This is a genomic window from Escherichia sp. 94.0001, assembly GCF_013369155.2.
GTDB classification, from domain to species: domain Bacteria; phylum Pseudomonadota; class Gammaproteobacteria; order Enterobacterales; family Enterobacteriaceae; genus Escherichia; species Escherichia coli_F.
Genome location: NZ_JABWMS020000012.1, coordinates 51,991 through 68,939, shown reverse-complemented (window position 1 = coordinate 68,939; position 16,949 = coordinate 51,991). Strand labels below are relative to the sequence as shown.

The following is a 16,949-nucleotide window of genomic DNA, read 5'->3' as shown; positions in this document are numbered from 1 at the left end:
CTTTTACCCCACCGCAATATGAAATTCCTGCATCTTTATTGACCTTCCCGCGCCCGGCGTGCAGCATAAAAAAACAACAAACACATAACATAAACAGGAGTTAACCATGGAAAGTGGTCATCGCTTTGATGCTCAGACGTTGCACAGTTTTATTCAGGCTGTATTTCGTCAGATGGGTAGCGAGGAACAAGAAGCGAAATTAGTTGCCGATCATTTAATCGCGGCAAACCTGGCAGGGCATGATTCACATGGTATTGGCATGATCCCAAGCTATGTGCGCTCCTGGAGTCAGGGGCATCTGCAAATTAACCACCATGCCAAAATCGTTAAAGAAGCGGGCGCGGTGGTTACGCTTGATGGCGATCGCGCATTTGGTCAGGTCGCGGCACACGAAGCGATGGCGCTGGGGATTGAGAAAGCGCATCAGCACGGTATTGCTGCCGTGGCGCTACATAACTCGCATCATATCGGCCGTATCGGTTACTGGGCGGAGCAGTGTGCAGCGGCGGGGTTTGTCTCTATCCACTTTGTTAGCGTGGTCGGTATTCCAATGGTCGCGCCGTTCCACGGTCGCGACAGCCGCTTTGGCACCAATCCGTTCTGTGTGGTTTTCCCTCGTAAAGATAATTTCCCGCTGTTGCTTGATTACGCCACCAGCGCCATCGCATTTGGCAAAACCCGCGTCGCCTGGCATAAAGGCGTCCCCGTGCCGCCAGGTTGCCTGATTGACGTTAACGGCATGCCGACGACCAATCCGGCGGTAATGCAGGAGTCGCCGTTGGGTTCGCTGTTGACCTTTGCCGAACATAAAGGCTACGCCCTTGCAGCGATGTGTGAAATTCTTGGTGGGGCGCTTTCCGGCGGTAAAACGACGCATCAGGAAACGTTACAAACCAGTCCCGATGCCATTCTTAACTGCATGACCACTATCATCATCAACCCGGAACTGTTCGGCGCGCCGGATTGTAGCGCGCAGACCGAAGCCTTTGCCCAGTGGGTGAAAGCCTCGCCGCATGATGACGATAAGCCGATTTTGCTACCGGGCGAGTGGGAAGTGAACACGCGTCGCGAACGGCAGGAGTTGGGGATTCCACTGGATGCGGGAAGCTGGCAGGCCATTTGTGATGCGGCACGGCAGATTGATATGCCGGAAGAGGTGTTGCAGGCTTTCTGTCAGCAGTTAGCCAGCTAAAAAAAAAGCCCGTCCAGTGACGGAAGTGCAAACAAGGGTAACATAGGATCAATGAGGGTTAGAGCATATGCGTCTGTCGGCAAACAGACAGGGAAATACTTTTGCTGGACGTAGCGTAAACGCCTGATCCGTCCAACGGTTCGGATTTTGTAGGCCTGATAAGATGCTGTAGCGTCGCATCAGGCACCTGTTGCCGGATGCGGCGTGAACGCCTTATCCGGCCTACGAATTACTTATAGATAACCGCAGTTCCGCTTAATTTATTGTTGTTGGTGGCAGAAGTGATGCTGTATCCGCTGGCACCAGCTGCCGCAGCTTTCTCAGCCAGTTTCGCTTCCAGGGCATCGAGGGTGGATGCGCCATCGGCAGAAACCACGCCGATTTTATTCATGTTCTGTGCCTGGGATGCCGTTACCGGTTCCGCGGCAAACACGCCAAATGACAGAGTTGAAAGAGCCATAGCAGCAACAACAGCATTGATAGTTTTCATAATTAATCTCTCGCAGGTGATTTTTGTTTAAGTGACGTTGTTTCGTCGATGTGATGAGTATCACGTTTTTTTACGAGAGATAAAATCGAAGAGAATTGACCGCCTTGTTCAAATAAATTGATTGATATCTAACATACTGATAAACCATTTATTTGTTGTACTTATGGACTTGTTTTATGCAGCGTGGCAGTCACGGCAGCGTTAAAGGCACGGAATGCCACGCAAAATACAAATTATACTCGCTATACATCCCGCCAGTTGTAGTTAACGTAACTGGCTGTCTTTCGAACCTCTGCGATTATATCCTGTATAAGCTGGTTTTTGTAAATCTTTCTCCTGTTGGCAGTGAATGCATAAGCGCACGCCAGGAATGGCTTCCCGACGGGCCTGCGGGATGGGGGCGCCGCACTCTTCACATTCATACAGGCTCTCGCCACGCGGAATTTCACCCCGGGCACGAGCAATCGCATCTTCAATTGTACTGTTGATCTGTTCGTTGACGGCGTCATCGTTAGCCCAACCGGATGCCATATCGTCCTCCCCATATCAATGCTTGTACAGTTAAGTGTAGCTAATATAGGGACGAACTTGGGCAGTTCAAGCGTCAGATCTCCGACCATTCCCGCAGCAGATTATGATAAATATTGAGCAGCGACAGGATCTCTTCACTTTCACCATAGCGGCTTTTCAGCGACTGAATATTGTTGTCCAGATCGAACAGCATGGCGCGCTTTTTATCATCGCGGATCATCGACTGGATCCACATAAATGATGCCACTCGTACGCCCCGGGTTACGGGGGTCACGCAATGCAAGCTGCTGGAGGGATACAACACCAGATCGCCTGCCGGGAGTTTTACCCGATGTTGCCCGAAGGTGTCATTAACGACCAGTTCGCCGCCGTCGTAGCTTTCTGGATCGCTTAAAAACAGCGTTGCAGAAAGGTCAGTACGCATCCAGCCGTTTTGTGGATGGCTGCGTACTGCGCCATCCACATGGAAACCATAGGTTTCATTGTTCTGATAGCGATTAAACAGCGGCGTGGAAAGGGTACGCGGCAAGGCCGCGGCAAAGAACAAAGCATGTTGGTTAACCGCGTTCAGCACCTCATTTTGCAGGGCGGCGTATAACGTGCTGCGGGTGTCTACCTGTTGATTGTTCTTAACTTGCGCGCCTTGTGCGCCGGTGGTGACGCGTCCATCCACCCATTCGGCTTGTTCCAGTTGTTCGCGAAACCGGGCGACGTCCTTTGGCGATAGCACGCCGGGAATGTGGTACATCATACAAGTTCTCCAAAAAGTGGGGCTTTTACCCTACACCGATTTTTAACAGCAGGTGCTTTGTTCATGCCGGATGCGGCGTGAACGCCTTATCCGGCCTACCAAATGATGTGAATTCAATGCATTGCACAACCTTGTAGGCCTGATAAGCGCAGCGCATCAGGCAGTCCTGTTCTCGCCATCAACATTAGTGAGCCCTGCGCCCCACATCTGAATCAGAAATGCATATTGGCGGTAAGCAGGAACGTTCTTGGCTCGCCCGGGTGATAACGGTAGCCGCTCTTGTTGATTGAGGCGACGTAATCGGTATCAAACAGGTTGTAGACGTTTAGCTGGAAGTCGAGATTGCGATTAACCCGATACCCCAGTTTAGCGTCGGCGACCCAATAACCTTCGGTAAACGCTGGCGTTCCCACCGCGCCGTCAGAACCTTTATGCATACTGCCGATATAGCGTGCGCCCGCACCAACGGAAATATCATCGGTTGCCTGATACTGACTCCATAAGGTAAATGCGTGCTCCGGGGTATACGGCAGCGATGAGGAACCATCCTGGGCAACATCTTTGCCGTTTTTGATGGTTGCTTTTTGCTGGGTATAGCCGCCAATCACCTGCCACGCGGGAGTGATATTCCCGGCCACGGATATCTCATAGCCTTCGACGCGTTTCTTACCGTATTGCGAGTAAGTTCCGTCATCATTTTGCTCAACTTCATTTTCGATATCAGTACGGAACAGCGCGGCGGTGAGCAACAGGCGTTTATCCAGAACCTGCCATTTGGTGCCAATCTCGCTGGTGTTGGCTTTTTGCGGTTTAAAATCGGTGCGGTTGGCACTGTTACCGCTGCCAGACTGCGCAAGGGCGAAGTTGTTTCCGCCCGGCGGCTGTTGGGAAACGGCATAGTTAATATAGACATTGCCGTTTTCCGTCAGGTGATACAGCGCCCCGGCTTTCCAGTTCACCAGATTGCCAGACTTGGCGGTGTCAACAGTGGTGACCGGAGAACCTTTCGCCACGCCAGCTGGGCAGGTAACGGCACCTCGGCCACTGCCGCCGCAGGCGGTGGCACTGTCATATTCAGTATGATAATTATCCAGACGGATCCCGCCGTTCAACTCAAAATCACGGGTGATTTGCAGCGTATCGAAAGAATAAATTGCGAAGGTGTCCGTCTGACCATTGGCGTTTGCGCCGTTGCGCGTCAGGCCGCCAGGATGAATGCTGCTGTCAGGATGATAAATATTCACCGCGGGTAACGTCAGCGGATTAACGCCGTAGTTGGTTTGTGTTTCACGGGTAAATTCCACGCCGGTACTGACATCATGACCGATAGAGCCGGTATAGAACGTCGAGGTCAGGTTGGTCTGGTTGGTGAGAATTTTATTACTCACATCTTTAGTATTCGCAATACGGGACCAGGTCCAGCTATCCACATTGCTGGTGGGCTGGGTAATATTCGACGCCCCGCCCATAATCGCCGTCATCAGGTAATCCTGCTTCACGCGCGACCAACGTGTAGTGTTGCGAATGGTGGTGTTATCGTTGATGTCGTGCTCAAAACGCATGGTAGCGGTGTCGGTGGTCGAATCGTCGTAATCAGAATCCGTGCCGTAAAAGTTATGCGTATCAACTTTTCCGGAATGATTCAGGGCCGCCGTTCCCGCAGATGGGGCAGAATAGCCCGGCAAACCGATGGTCGGAATGCCGCCGTCTGGCGTGTTGTGTTGGGTGACATGCAGATAATTAAGATACAAACGATTCGCTGTACCGAGGCCAAAAGCTACAGAAGGGGCGACGCCGTATCGCTCATTTTTGACTTTGTCGCGTCCGGCATCGTGCGTTTTTTCGCCCATCACATTCAGGCGCACCGCGGTGGTATCACCAATGACCTGATTGACGTCCAGCGTGCCGCGGCGGAACCAGGCGCTGCCAATACTGGCGGAAGCGTCAATGCCTGAATCATTGCGCGGCTGCTTGCTGATCATATTGATCGAGCCCGTCGGTGCGCTGCGCCCGTAGTCGGTGCCGGACGGCCCTTTAATTACTTCGACCTGCTCGGTATTGAAGGTGTCGCGCGAGACGCTGCCGATATCGCGAATCCCATCAATATAAATACTGTTAGAAGTATCGGCACCGCGCATATAAATGGCGTCGCCAGTGGTGGAGTTACCGTTCTCACCAGCAAAAAACGCACCCACGCCGGGGACGTTTTTGAGCGCATCGGTAAGGTTGGTTGCGCCCTGATCTTTAATCACTTGTTCAGAAATCACCGTCATCGTGCGGGTCGTATCCGCTACCGGACGCGAGAATTTCGGATCGGCAGATTGTTGTGGCGCATAAAGCGAAGGCGTTGATGCTTCGACAACCAGCGTGTCATCCGCGTTTGCTTGCCCTTCGGCGGCGAGTGCCTGAGCCACAGGCGTGATGCCAATACAAAGACCGGCAAAGAACGTGAGCGAATGAAATTGTCTGGCAGGGAAATTGCGATTGTTTTCCATTTTGCAGGTGACTTTTTCTTATATGTTGAAATTTTCACTGCCACGAGAAAGCCTCTCTGCGGATGCGATGCCACTGTTAATCTCGTGATAGTGCTCGTGCAAGTGATAATAATTTTGATAAGCATTATCACTTGGCGCGATTTTCTATCACCCATTGCGCGAAAAAGAAATACATTTATTTACATTGCGTTCATATTTGATGTTTTTTGATTACAAAACAGGCGAAAACTGCATCCAGAGGCGAATGCAGTTACGTTGGTGGGGTTATTTGTAGATGGTTGCAGTACCGAACATCTGGTCATTTCCGCCTGCGGAATTAATGACATAACCTTTCGCGCCTTGTTCGCGCGCTTTTTCTGCCAGTTTATCCTCCAGATCGCTTAGGTTTGATGCGCCAGTTGCCGAAACGGTACCGGCGGGCCGTAGCTGACCGCTGTCCAGGTTACTCATCGGTTGCGCGGCATAAGCCGTGAGAGAGATTCCGCTCAGGACGGTGGCAATCAGTAGTGTGAGGCACTTTTTCATAATGACATCCTCATAAATACAACGGGTAGTGCCTGATAAGTGTAGGTCGCCTGGACGATGAAAATGACGCAAAAAATTGACAGAGATGTGCTTGTTTTTTGAACGATATATTTTTACAAAATAAGACAAATCAATGACATGCATGATGCTGATTTTTATGATGAATTGCCATAAACCATAGCCATGTTAAGGTTTTGGGGAATGATAAACGCAGCCAGATATTTACCCTGTCGCGTTATGCGGGTATCTTACGCCGCTGCTTAAAGGAGAATGCTATGTCCGCCCAGAAACCGGGGTTGCATCCGCGCAACCGTCATCACAGCCGCTACGATCTCGCCACGCTTTGTCAGGTCAATCCTGAACTCAGACAATTCCTCACGCTTACACCCGCCGGGGAGCAAAGCGTAGACTTTGCCAATCCGCTGGCGGTGAAGGCGCTCAATAAGGCGTTGCTGGCCCATTTTTACGCCGTAGCGAACTGGGATATCCCGGACGGTTTTCTCTGCCCGCCAGTACCGGGCCGGGCGGATTATATTCATCACCTTGCCGATTTACTGGCTGAAGCAAGCGGAACAATTCCAGCTAATGCCAGCATTCTGGATATCGGCGTTGGTGCGAACTGTATTTATCCGCTGATTGGCGTACATGAATATGGCTGGCGTTTTACCGGTAGTGAAACCAGCAGCCAGGCGTTAAGCAGTGCGCAGGCGATCATCAGTGCTAATCCGGGGCTTAACCGCGCCATTCGTCTGCGTCGGCAAAAAGAGAGTGGGGCGATTTTTAACGGCATCATCCATAAAAACGAGCAATACGACGCGACCTTGTGTAACCCGCCATTCCACGATTCCGCCGCTGCGGCACGGGCAGGTAGTGAACGTAAACGCCGTAACCTGGGGCTGAACAAAGACGATGTACTGAACTTTGGTGGTCAGCAACAGGAGTTGTGGTGTGAAGGCGGTGAAGTGGCTTTTATCAAAAAGATGATTGAAGAGAGCAAAGGCTTCGCGAAGCAGGTGATGTGGTTTACCTCGCTGGTATCTCGTGGTGAAAACTTACCGCCGTTGTATCGTGCTCTGACGGACGTGGGCGCGGTGAAAGTGGTTAAAAAAGAGATGGCCCAGGGGCAAAAGCAGAGTCGCTTTATTGCCTGGACCTTTATGAACGACGAGCAGCGCCGCCGTTTTGTCAATCGCCAGCGTTAAAGCGTTGGTTCCCCCGGCGGCAACGGTTCAGCCGGGGTCGCGCCCGGAGCAGGCAGCACCTGATAAGTCTGCACTGGCGCGCGAACGCCCGCCAGGTCGAAATGTTTTTTCACCTGGCTGTCGAGGGCAAAGCGTACCGTCCACTGTTTGAGTGGCAGCGTAGTGAACGAAACTCGCAGTGTAAATGCGGTATTGCTTAAGCCGACAATCCCGGCAAAGTTCGGTTCACCGATAATCAACCCGCGAATTTCTTCGTTTGCCATCAATTCCGCTACCGCATCTTTCAGTGCCTGATTGGCTTTATCAGCATCTTCATGGCGATCAACATCATAATTTGCCACCACCGAACCAATGCCGCGGACGAAGTTAGCAAAGGTAGTTATCGAAGACCACGGAATGATGTGATACGCCCCGGTATCCTGACGCACGCCCACGGAGCGAATCGACATCCGTTCCACAGTACCGGTCAACGGCCCGATAGTCACCAAATCTCCAGTGTTCATGCCGTTTTCAAACTGAATAAATACCCCGGTGATAATATCTTTCACCAGAGTTTGCGAACCAAAAGAGATAGCCAGCCCCAATGCCCCGGCACCTGCCAGCAATGGCGCGATATTAACGCCGATTTCCGACAACACAATCATGATGGTGATGGTACTGATAATCACCGCCAGCGCGTTACGGAACAGCGTCAGCAGGGTACGCGTACGGGCGCTCGGTAGCGGGCGGCCATGAATATCCGAAGCCAGCCGGTTTTCGATCAAACTGGCGAGCACCGTCCAGCCAACCGCCGAGAAGAAAAGAATGAGTGCGATACGGATCAGGATATCTACGGTTTTCTGCCCCGCACCGTTTTGCAGCCAGTTCCAGAAATCGAACAATCCCCATGCGCTCAACAGCAGCATTACCGCCACGCAGACGGTCAGAATACGCGCTGTTTTCAGTGCCGCCGAAAGCCATCCATTCAGCCGTTTTTGCAGTTCCGGATAATTACGCTGAGTATGTGGCGAGAGAGTGATGGTCTTCGCCAACCAGCGGGAAAACATACCGGAAACAAACGCTGCGATACCAATAATCGCCAGGCTGCGTACCGTTGCACCCATCATAAATTTCAGGCTGTTGCCCGGATCGAACAACGAAAAGAAAAACAGCACGATAAAATAGGCGCTTGCCAACCAGTGCCACACCAGCGCAAAAGCGCGAATAAACAGGCTGAAAAAGGCCAGCGAGTGTTCTGCGAAGTTGAGCAAATGTTGGGTAATCTCTTTTTTATTACGAAATATCAGGTACAGCGCCCAGACCGTCATACACAGCATAATGATGACGTTCGCTAGCGCACCGATTTGCACATTCACCTGATTAGAGATAATCGGCACTGCCACAATCAGACCATACCCAATCAGGCTGCTTAACCAGCTCAGGCGACGGCTCCAGTAACGGGCGGTCTCGTCATGAATCGTGAACGGGCGCAGTTCCGCCACGTTTGGGCAAAAAATCAGGCGTAGTACAGCTTTGAAAAATTCAATCAGGGCAAAGGCGTTGAGAAACAAACTTTGTTGGAAAGCGATGGTGCGACTGCCCGCATTCAGGTTGTCGCTTAAAACCTGACCGACAAATAATGTCAGTGCCAGTAACAGCAGGTCGATAATAAACGCCCCGATAATCATCGCCGGAAGCTGCAACCAGTTACTGCGCTCACGATTTTTTTGCCGCGCCCACTGGCCCATTTTGCGATACAGCGGAAGTGCGCACAGGCGAATCAGCCAGTAAAAACCAAACACTAATACCGCTAACATTGAAAAATGGGTCAACGCATTGCTGAAGGTTTGTGGATTAAACGGCTTATGCGGGGAGCCGGTGATATTGCGATAAAGTTGTCCGAAGCGGGCGGAAAGGGCTTCACCATAATGGCGGCTGACTTCGGTGACTTTTTGCAGCACGGTTTGCTCTTCAACCAGCGTCGGCGGCACGATCTTCGGTACGGGTTCCGCAGGGGGCGTAGCGGCGACGGTGCGCAACTGGTCGATCAACTCTTTACGCGAGGTGTCATTATCCAGCACATCCGCCAGTGCGCCATAGGCCGCTTTTTTTTGTTCGATATCCGGTTCCGGGGCCGGTTCAGTCGTTGAGTCCGTTGTCGTTGTGGTTGTAACGCCGGGTATGGATACCGCGTGGGCAGGTGCGCCCAGCAGGCAGAAGAGGATGAACAGGATCCACCGCATGACTCCTCCAGTGAGAAAACAGAGCAAAAAGATAAGTATAGATGCTGGGGGAGGGGCGATTTTAAATGAGAGGAATCTGGTGTGCCTCCCTTTCGGGGGAAAGGGAGGCTGAGAAGTTAAGAGACGTGCTGCAAAAATTCCTGCAAGCGCTGGCTCGGTGGGTTCTTGATCAACACCTGCGGATCGCCATCTTCCGCAATCCGGCCTTTGTCGATAAAGATCAGGCGCGAAGCTACTTTCTCGGCAAAACCGATTTCGTGTGTCACGATCACCATCGTCATCCCTTCTTCAGCCAGATCCTGCATAACCTTCAGCACTTCATGGCGCAGTTCCGGGTCAAGAGCGGAAGTCGGTTCATCAAACAGCATCATTTTCGGCTTCACCGCCAGCGCGCGGGCGATCGCCACACGCTGCTGTTGACCACCAGAAAGTTCGGAAGGGTAGTGATGTGCACGTTCTGCCAGACCGACTTTCGCCAGCAGCTCACGCGCCAGTTTTTCCGCGTCTTCTTTGTTCGCGCCACGCACGCGTAGCGGACCAAACATCACGTTTTCCAGCGCCGTCAGATGCGGGAAGAGGTAAAACTGCTGGAACACCATACCCGCTTCCTGGCGAATCAGGCGCTCGTCAACTTTCGGATCGTTAACCTTCAGGCCATCGACAATCAGATCGCCGGAGGTGATTTCTTCCAGTTTGTTGATGCAGCGCAGCAGGGTCGATTTACCGGAACCGGACGGCCCGATAATCACCACGACTTCGCCCTGGGCAATGTTCAAATCGATATTGTGCAGCACCTGGGTTGGACCAAAATGCTTGGAGACGTTTTTAAATTCAATCACAGGATTTTCATCCTTCTTTCCAGACGACGCAGAATAAAGCTCAGCACCAGGGTAATAATCAGATAGAACACCGCAACGGCGCTCCAGATCTCAAGGGCGCGGAAGTTACCGGCAATAATTTCTTGCCCCTGACGGGTCAGTTCCGCCACGCCGATAACAATAAACAGCGAGGTGTCTTTAATGCTGATGATCCACTGGTTACCCAGCGGCGGCAGCATACGACGCAGTGCCAGCGGTAAAATGACGTAGCGAATGGTTTCCCAACGTGAAAGGCCGAGCGCCAGTCCTGCTTCACGAAAACCTTTGTGAATAGACAGCACCGCACCACGCGTGATTTCTGCAATGTACGCGCCGGAGTTGATCATGATGGTGACCACCGCCGCAGTAAATGGGTCGATGCGTAAGTCGTTAAACGCCATCGGCAGGGCGAAGTAGATAAACATCACCTGGACGACGATAGGTGTGCCGCGGATCACTTCAATAAAGACCAGCGCGACGTGGTTGGCTATCCAACCACCGAAGGTGCGTGCAAAACCTGCCAGCAATCCGATCACCAGGCCGCCAGCCAGACCGAGGACAGAAATCCACAGGGTCATTTTGGCACCTTCAATCAGAAGCGGAATGGCAGGCCAGATGGCACTCCAGTCAAACTGCATATGTTGTTCCTGTTACCGTGGTGTAAATAATCAAATTCAGGGTAATTAATGGCCCCGGAGCGGGTTTGCGCCCCTCACCCTAATCCTCTCCCCAGAGGGGAGAGGGGACTGCCAGTGCGCTTTACAGGCGTAGCATTATTATTTCGGTTCAGTACCGAACCATTTTTTGTAGATTTCGTTGTAAGTTCCGTTCTCGCGCAGGGTTTTCAATGCGCCGTTGACTTTGTCACGCAGCTCGTCGCTACCTTTCGGGAACGCAATACCGTATTGCTGTGCTTCCAGAGAGTCACCTACCGCTTTGAACTGACCGTTACCGGCGGTTTTGATGAAGTACAGAATGTTTGGCGTATCGTGCAGAACGGCATCTGCGCGGTTGGTGCCCAGTTCCATATAGGCGTTATCAATGTTCGGGAACTGACGCAGATCTTTAGTTTTGATGTTTGCTTTCGCGTAATCAACGGAGCCAGTGCCGCTCTTCACAGCAACCACTTTCCCGTCGAGATCTTTCACGCTTTTCACATCGTTATTGTTAGCTTTCACCATCACTAACAGGCCGCTTTTGTAGTAGCCGTCAGAGAAATCGATCGCTTTTTTACGCTCGTCGGTAATGGTGATGCCCGCCAGCGCCAGATCGACGTTTTTGGTTTGCAGTGCCGGAATGATCCCACTGAAATCCATCGGCTTCAGTTCGTAATCCAGCTTCAGCTCTTTAGCGATGGCAGCCCACAGATCAACGTCAAAGCCCACGTATTTATCGCCCTGTTTAAATTCAAACGGAACGAAGGCGGTATCCGTCGCGACAACTAATTTTTTATCCGCGGCATGAGAAGAAACCGCAAAAGCCAGGGTCAGTGCAGCCAGTGAAACTTTTAATACAGACTTCATAGCATTTCCTTTTTTCTATCCACGGGACGATCCCCTGCGTGACATTCACATATATGAAAAAATCGTGCCAGTTTTGCAACTCATTGATTTATCGAGATGCGGTAAAAACGTGATGCACGATTTATAGGGCAATACCCTGAAGATGCACCATTCTGGGGCACCAAACTGGTGCGCTAAAATTGTGCACTCAACACAGTGATTATTTAGCGTAAAACCTGATGAAAAAACAATCTTTATGTAACGATTGTGTGATGATGTGGATACAAAAAATTTACTTTGATGGTCGTGGACAGCGGATGGATGCACTAAATAAGTGCGTTGAGGCGGATTGCAAAACAAAACGGCCTCCTGTCAGGAAGCCGCTTTTATCGGGTACTAAAGTTTTCCACCATCAGCGATGGATTTATTCGATGTTAGACTCGATAAACCACAGGAATTTATCCAGGTCGCGAGACGCGGCGGTCAGGATATCTGCGGTGTCGTCATCTTTCGCTTCACCAATCGCTTTGCGTACGTCATTAGCGACGATTGCGTAACGGTCAGCCAGTTCTTTCAGGTGATCCTGAACGTTGTGGATGTCCAGCGGGTAACTTTTCAGCGGGGTTTTGCTGTTGATAACTTGAGTGGTCCCCAGAGCTACACCGCCCAGCTGCACTGCACGTTCTGCCATGGTATCCAGATGATCGATCAGTGCGGTGCGGAAGCCATCCAGCATTTCATGTACGGCAATGAAGTTAGCGCCGCGCATGTTCCAGTGCGCTTGTTTGGTAATTAAAGAAAGATCAATAAACTGGATAACCTGGCGATTCAGCAACTCTACTGTTGCTTTTTTCTCGCTGTCAGAGACATCGTTGCGGGTATAAAGCAGATTGGTCGCTTTTGATTTAACTAATTTAGCGGTACTCATAATTTCATATCCTCTTGATGTTATGTCCCAGTAATTAACGAGACTAAGTATAGCACCGGCTATGTGTTCCGCTATTCTGGCTGTTCCTATCACACTAATAGTGGTAACAAGCGTGAAAAACAAAACTAATAAAATTTCAATGAGTTAGATATATTGATAAGAATAATTCTTATTTATTGGCTCGCCAGGAATTTTCGGAATAAATATGCTTTTGCATAATTCGATATATAAAGACGGTGTGGAGGAAAAGTAGCGAGAAATTCTGCATGGTTATGCATAACCATGCAGAAATGTAAATTTAATTAATGTCTAATTCTTTTATTTTGCTCTCTTTGCGTACTGTCAGCGTAGAACCCATTGAAGCGGCGATGATAGCGCCGAGCGCCAGCAGCTGTATGGGTGTCAATGTTTCTCCGAGGAAAATCATCCCGGAAACGGCAGCCAGCGCCGGTTCCATGCTCATCAGCGTACCAAATGTCCGTGTTGGCAAACGGGTGAGGGCAATCATTTCCAGCGAATAAGGTAGAGCGGTCGAGAGAATAGCGACCGCCAGACCCAATGGAATAACCGACCAGTGCCAGAGTGCTTCACCAGCCTGAAGCGCTCCAATTGGCACGAAAATTAACGCTGCAATCAACGAACCAATTGCCACCGTCGCAGGGCCATGTTCCGCTCCTGCGCGTTGCCCACTTAAAATGTAAATAGCCCAACAAGCCCCGGCCCCCAGTGCCAGCGCACAGCCGGTTAAATCGACATGGGAAACGTCTTGCCCCAGCGGTAGCAGGAACCACAGACCAAGAACCGCCAGCACAACCCAGACGAAATCTACCGGGCGACGAGAAGAGAACAGCGCCACCGCCAGTGGTCCGGTGAATTCCAGAGCCACCGCAATACCCAGCGGTACTGTCTGAATAGAAAGATAAAAAAGATAATTCATCCCACCCAGCGAAACGCCGTAAAACAACAGCGGTAACCGCTGCTCTTTGGCAAAGCGCAGTCGCCATGGCTTAAAGAACGCGATGAGGATCAGCGTTCCTAATGCCAGACGCAGCGCAGTGACACCCGGTGCGCCCACCAGAGGAAAAAGTGACTTAGCTAACGAGGCTCCACCCTGAATAGACGCCATGGCAACGAGCAATATGACTATTGGTAACCAGACCGGCATTTTACGTAATGAACCAGGCATCCTTTCTCCCACAAATATCTAAACCTAAGTAAAGCGTGGAGTGTACTGGATATACCCAATGCTGGTTGAGCATTTGTTGAAAAAATTTTCCCCCGTTTTGACTAAAATGCGCCAGGATTGATGGAATCATTAGTCTGGTGATTAGGAATAATCTGGATGAATGACAGGGAATACATGCGTAATACTTACGCAGTTCTCTGAAAAAGTGATTTAAATTTAGATGGATAGCGGTGTATGGAAACGTTCTGTTACATGAAATGGCCCGTTAGACATCATAAATCGCGAAGAGTTTCCCATTAATTTTTGATATATTTAAAACTTAGGACTTATTTGAATCACATTTGAGGTGGTTATGAAAAAAATTGCATGTCTTTCAGCACTGGCCGCAGTTCTGGCTTTCACCGCAGGTACTTCCGTAGCTGCGACTTCTACCGTAACTGGCGGTTACGCACAGAGCGACGCTCAGGGCCAAATGAACAAAATGGGCGGTTTCAACCTGAAATACCGCTATGAAGAAGACAATAGCCCGCTGGGTGTGATCGGTTCTTTCACTTACACCGAGAAAAGCCGTACTGCCAGCTCTGGTGACTACAACAAAAACCAGTACTACGGCATCACTGCTGGTCCGGCTTACCGCATTAACGACTGGGCAAGCATCTACGGTGTAGTGGGTGTGGGTTACGGTAAATTCCAGACCACTGAATACCCGACCTACAAACACGACACCAGCGACTACGGTTTCTCCTACGGTGCTGGTCTGCAGTTCAACCCGATGGAAAACGTTGCTCTGGACTTCTCTTACGAGCAGAGCCGTATTCGTAGCGTTGACGTAGGCACCTGGATTGCCGGTGTTGGTTACCGCTTCTAATCACTTCGGTGATATAAAAAATCCGCCTCTCGGGGCGGATTTTTTGTTTTAAGGTTTCGGGTCGAAAATATCGGTTCCGAGATGGTTGTAATCCACCTTCTGTAACTGGAAGTTGGTGATGTATATCGGCCCGGCTTTCTTCTCAGATATAAACGGGTATTTGATGTTAATTTCCTTCGCTTTAATTCCCGTCCACTGCGAGAAAAAGCCTAAAAAGTCATTGGCTGAACGGCGGGCTTTAATCACCCGATGCGCTTTATCATCGCTGGAGATGACCATAAAAGGCACCTGGAAATTTTGCTGATACTTATCATCATGGGCAAGGTATTGCACGTCTTTGCCGCGTTCTTTAAAGGCCAGACCGTGGTCCGCAAAGTAAACCAGCGAGAAGCTGCTGCCGCTATTGCGTAACTGGTCGTACAGCTTACGCAACAAATCGTCCGTTTGTGTCATGGTATAGAGATAGCACGACGTTTCTTTCGATTGCACAAAGGTTGCGTATTTGCCTTGTGTCCGGTCGCAGGCCTGTGGATGTGAGCCCATCAGATGTAAAACAATCAGTTGCGGTTGCGAGTGTTCTTGCGCCAGCACCTGCGCGGTCATATCCAGTAACGCTTCGTCTTTCGTGTTTTTATCTGCTTCAAAATTACCTTCTTTCAGGAAGTACACTTCATCTGCACGTTTGGCGATGCTGGCGATGGCGGTATCGTATTCGCCGATTTGGCCCTGGTTGGAAAACCACCAGGTCTGGAAGCCCGCGCGATTTGCCAGGGTGACAAAGTTATCCTGAAACTGTGGTTTGCCATCGACTACGCGATTGAGCGTTAAGCCAAGCGATTTCTGCGTGGAGCCACTGGCGGCAATGTAGTCAGCAAATATCAAACCGTTAACACTGCTGGCAAACGGGGTATTGTCCCAGTGACCGCCAAAGGCACCGAGGGCATCGCGACGCGCGCTTTCACCGATCACCACCACATAGGTCTGATACTTCGGCTTAACGGCAGTGACCGTCCAGGTATCTTTCATTCCGGAAAGTTTTGCCATCCGTTCTTGCTCTTCGATCACCTCGTTATTATTGACGATGACATCCTTAGCAAAACGAAATACCGGATAGCCAGTATCTTTCAGTTTAAATACGCCGCCCCAGGCCAGGTTTTGCATGGGAGCAACAAAAAATGTCGCCACACTGAATACCAGACACAGGCTGTCGAAGGTATTCCAGCGCGCTTTTTCACTCTCTTTTTTCCGCCTGATTGCTATTACGCCGAGTGCAAAAATAAATAAGCCGACCAGGTAGCTATACCACGGAAAAATCGTCAGGATTTCGGTCGACTCTTCCATATTGGTGGAGTGCAATGCCAGCAAGGTATTGAAGTTAGGCGCGCCGTAGGCCTGAGCAAAAGGGAAATAACAAGCTGCCACCAGCGAACTGACACCGACCAGAACTTTTTGTACGCGAGGCAATGTTCGCCATAGCAAAAGCAAAATAGCCGTAAATGCGGCGGTATATAGCAAACTGAAGGGGTAACCTAAGCCGAGGTTAATTAATAGCGACTGTAAAAAGTAGAACGCAGTCCACGGGCTAAATACCCGGCTACGGGTAACAAGCGATTCTTTGAGGGTTAAATTCATATGCCACTATCGTAACAAACGCCATGTGCTTACCCTGGCGTCAAGGGTCAATACCTGCAAGAGTGCGTGAAGAGGGGAAAAGGGTCCGCATCCGCGAGCCGCAATATACGCAGGGCTGCAAGAAGATAGAGCGAGCTGCCGTTCAGGTCAACTACTGACGAACAAATCTTTTGCGAAGGGGATTGCAAATCCGACAAAAAGTGGGGTTTTTCAGAGCAAAACGCGTTGTGCCTGCATAAAAGCAGGAGTGAAGCGGCGTACCGCGACGCCGCTATTTATCGGAAGGTTTATCTTGCTGCGGTTTGTTGTTGACCATATCGCACAACATAGAGAGCAGCATTAACCGTACTTTAAAGGGAGAATGACTAAACACGCGCATACACCTCTTGAACTCATTCATAAGACCTCCTGACTTGCTAATCCCGTCGATCCTTGAGGGATGATTGCATTACATACAGATATAGCACAGGCTATATTATATAGCTATTGCTAAAACGTTAATTTTTTGTACCTTCGCAACTCTGGTTTACAATGTGCGCACGAAATGAGAACGCTATGTATGCGTCAC

General features: G+C 50.5%; 18 protein-coding genes. 5 read left to right on the top strand and 13 right to left on the bottom strand.

Annotated features, from left to right (window positions below):
* Nucleotides 1–106: 106 nt before the first annotated feature.
* Both hcxB and ybiE read left to right on the top strand, forming a co-directional pair.
* A complete protein-coding gene (gene hcxB, locus HEN33_RS08810) occupies nucleotides 107–1,192 on the top strand; it encodes a hydroxycarboxylate dehydrogenase HcXB (protein WP_176263125.1) in 1,086 nt (361 codons plus the stop codon).
* Between the two features lie 67 nt (nucleotides 1,193–1,259).
* Complete coding sequence (ybiE, locus tag HEN33_RS26315; RefSeq protein ID WP_213089466.1) at nucleotides 1,260–1,319, top strand: protein YbiE; 60 nt, start codon at nucleotides 1,260–1,262, stop codon at nucleotides 1,317–1,319.
* Nucleotides 1,320–1,421: 102 nt separating this feature from the next.
* Here the strand turns inward: ybiE and ybiJ are convergent, their stop codons facing one another.
* From ybiJ to mcbA, 5 genes are all read right to left on the bottom strand, one after another.
* Nucleotides 1,422–1,682: a DUF1471 family protein YbiJ gene (ybiJ, locus tag HEN33_RS08805; protein ID WP_032302754.1), complete on the bottom strand. Its 261-nt coding sequence runs from the start codon at nucleotides 1,680–1,682 to the stop codon at nucleotides 1,422–1,424.
* Nucleotides 1,683–1,946: 264 nt separating this feature from the next.
* A complete protein-coding gene (ybiI, locus tag HEN33_RS08800) occupies nucleotides 1,947–2,213 on the bottom strand; it encodes a C4-type zinc finger protein YbiI (RefSeq protein ID WP_000146357.1) in 267 nt (88 codons plus the stop codon).
* Nucleotides 2,214–2,286: 73 nt separating this feature from the next.
* The gene (gene ybiX, locus HEN33_RS08795) at nucleotides 2,287–2,964 is read right to left on the bottom strand and encodes a PKHD-type hydroxylase YbiX (RefSeq protein WP_176263126.1); all 678 of its coding nucleotides are present in this window, start codon (nucleotides 2,962–2,964) and stop codon (nucleotides 2,287–2,289) included.
* 212 nt (nucleotides 2,965–3,176) lie between these two features.
* The gene (locus HEN33_RS08790; RefSeq protein WP_176263127.1) at nucleotides 3,177–5,459 is read right to left on the bottom strand and encodes a catecholate siderophore receptor Fiu; all 2,283 of its coding nucleotides are present in this window, start codon (nucleotides 5,457–5,459) and stop codon (nucleotides 3,177–3,179) included.
* Between the two features lie 264 nt (nucleotides 5,460–5,723).
* Nucleotides 5,724–5,984 (bottom strand): DUF1471 family periplasmic protein McbA, encoded by a 261-nt coding sequence (mcbA, locus tag HEN33_RS08785; protein WP_000710619.1) that lies wholly within the window; start codon nucleotides 5,982–5,984, stop codon nucleotides 5,724–5,726.
* Between the two features lie 275 nt (nucleotides 5,985–6,259).
* On the opposite strand from mcbA, the gene rlmF reads away from it, so the two are divergent.
* Nucleotides 6,260–7,186 carry a 23S rRNA (adenine(1618)-N(6))-methyltransferase RlmF gene (gene rlmF, locus HEN33_RS08780; protein ID WP_033882742.1) on the top strand — a complete coding sequence of 309 codons (927 nt, stop codon included), beginning with the start codon at nucleotides 6,260–6,262 and terminating at the stop codon, nucleotides 7,184–7,186.
* Here the strand turns inward: rlmF and ybiO are convergent.
* From ybiO to rhtA, 6 genes are all read right to left on the bottom strand, one after another.
* The gene (gene ybiO / locus HEN33_RS08775; protein ID WP_176263128.1) at nucleotides 7,183–9,408 is read right to left on the bottom strand and encodes a mechanosensitive channel protein; all 2,226 of its coding nucleotides are present in this window, start codon (nucleotides 9,406–9,408) and stop codon (nucleotides 7,183–7,185) included. The two genes, rlmF and ybiO, sit on opposite strands and share 4 nt — an antisense overlap.
* A gap of 116 nt (nucleotides 9,409–9,524) precedes the next feature.
* The gene (gene glnQ / locus HEN33_RS08770) at nucleotides 9,525–10,247 is read right to left on the bottom strand and encodes a glutamine ABC transporter ATP-binding protein GlnQ (RefSeq protein ID WP_000569076.1); all 723 of its coding nucleotides are present in this window, start codon (nucleotides 10,245–10,247) and stop codon (nucleotides 9,525–9,527) included.
* Nucleotides 10,244–10,903 (bottom strand): glutamine ABC transporter permease GlnP, encoded by a 660-nt coding sequence (gene glnP, locus HEN33_RS08765; RefSeq protein WP_001159065.1) that lies wholly within the window; start codon nucleotides 10,901–10,903, stop codon nucleotides 10,244–10,246. The genes glnQ and glnP overlap by 4 nt, the downstream gene beginning before the upstream one ends.
* Nucleotides 10,904–11,041: 138 nt before the next feature.
* The gene (glnH, locus tag HEN33_RS08760) at nucleotides 11,042–11,788 is read right to left on the bottom strand and encodes a glutamine ABC transporter substrate-binding protein GlnH (protein ID WP_000843866.1); all 747 of its coding nucleotides are present in this window, start codon (nucleotides 11,786–11,788) and stop codon (nucleotides 11,042–11,044) included.
* A 403-nt stretch (nucleotides 11,789–12,191) separates the two neighbouring features.
* A complete protein-coding gene (gene dps / locus HEN33_RS08755; protein ID WP_000100800.1) occupies nucleotides 12,192–12,695 on the bottom strand; it encodes a DNA starvation/stationary phase protection protein Dps in 504 nt (167 codons plus the stop codon).
* A gap of 298 nt (nucleotides 12,696–12,993) precedes the next feature.
* Nucleotides 12,994–13,881: a threonine/homoserine exporter RhtA gene (rhtA, locus tag HEN33_RS08750; RefSeq protein ID WP_001295297.1), complete on the bottom strand. Its 888-nt coding sequence runs from the start codon at nucleotides 13,879–13,881 to the stop codon at nucleotides 12,994–12,996.
* A 234-nt stretch (nucleotides 13,882–14,115) separates the two neighbouring features.
* Here rhtA and HEN33_RS08745 point away from each other — a divergent pair, with 234 nt between their 5' ends.
* Together HEN33_RS08745 and ompX are read left to right on the top strand one after the other, a co-directional pair.
* Nucleotides 14,116–14,181: a protein YliM gene (locus HEN33_RS08745; protein WP_120795379.1), complete on the top strand. Its 66-nt coding sequence runs from the start codon at nucleotides 14,116–14,118 to the stop codon at nucleotides 14,179–14,181.
* A gap of 52 nt (nucleotides 14,182–14,233) precedes the next feature.
* Entirely contained in the window at nucleotides 14,234–14,749 is a 516-nt protein-coding gene (gene ompX / locus HEN33_RS08740) for an outer membrane protein OmpX (RefSeq protein WP_001295296.1), read from the top strand.
* 48 nt (nucleotides 14,750–14,797) lie between these two features.
* Here the strand turns inward: ompX and opgE are convergent, their stop codons facing one another.
* Both opgE and mntS read right to left on the bottom strand, forming a co-directional pair.
* Nucleotides 14,798–16,381 (bottom strand): phosphoethanolamine transferase, encoded by a 1,584-nt coding sequence (gene opgE / locus HEN33_RS08735; protein WP_176263129.1) that lies wholly within the window; start codon nucleotides 16,379–16,381, stop codon nucleotides 14,798–14,800.
* A 271-nt stretch (nucleotides 16,382–16,652) separates the two neighbouring features.
* On the bottom strand, nucleotides 16,653–16,781 hold the full coding sequence (mntS, locus tag HEN33_RS08730) for a manganase accumulation protein MntS (protein ID WP_001001761.1): 129 nt from the start codon (nucleotides 16,779–16,781) through the stop codon (nucleotides 16,653–16,655).
* Nucleotides 16,782–16,949 lie beyond the last annotated feature (168 nt).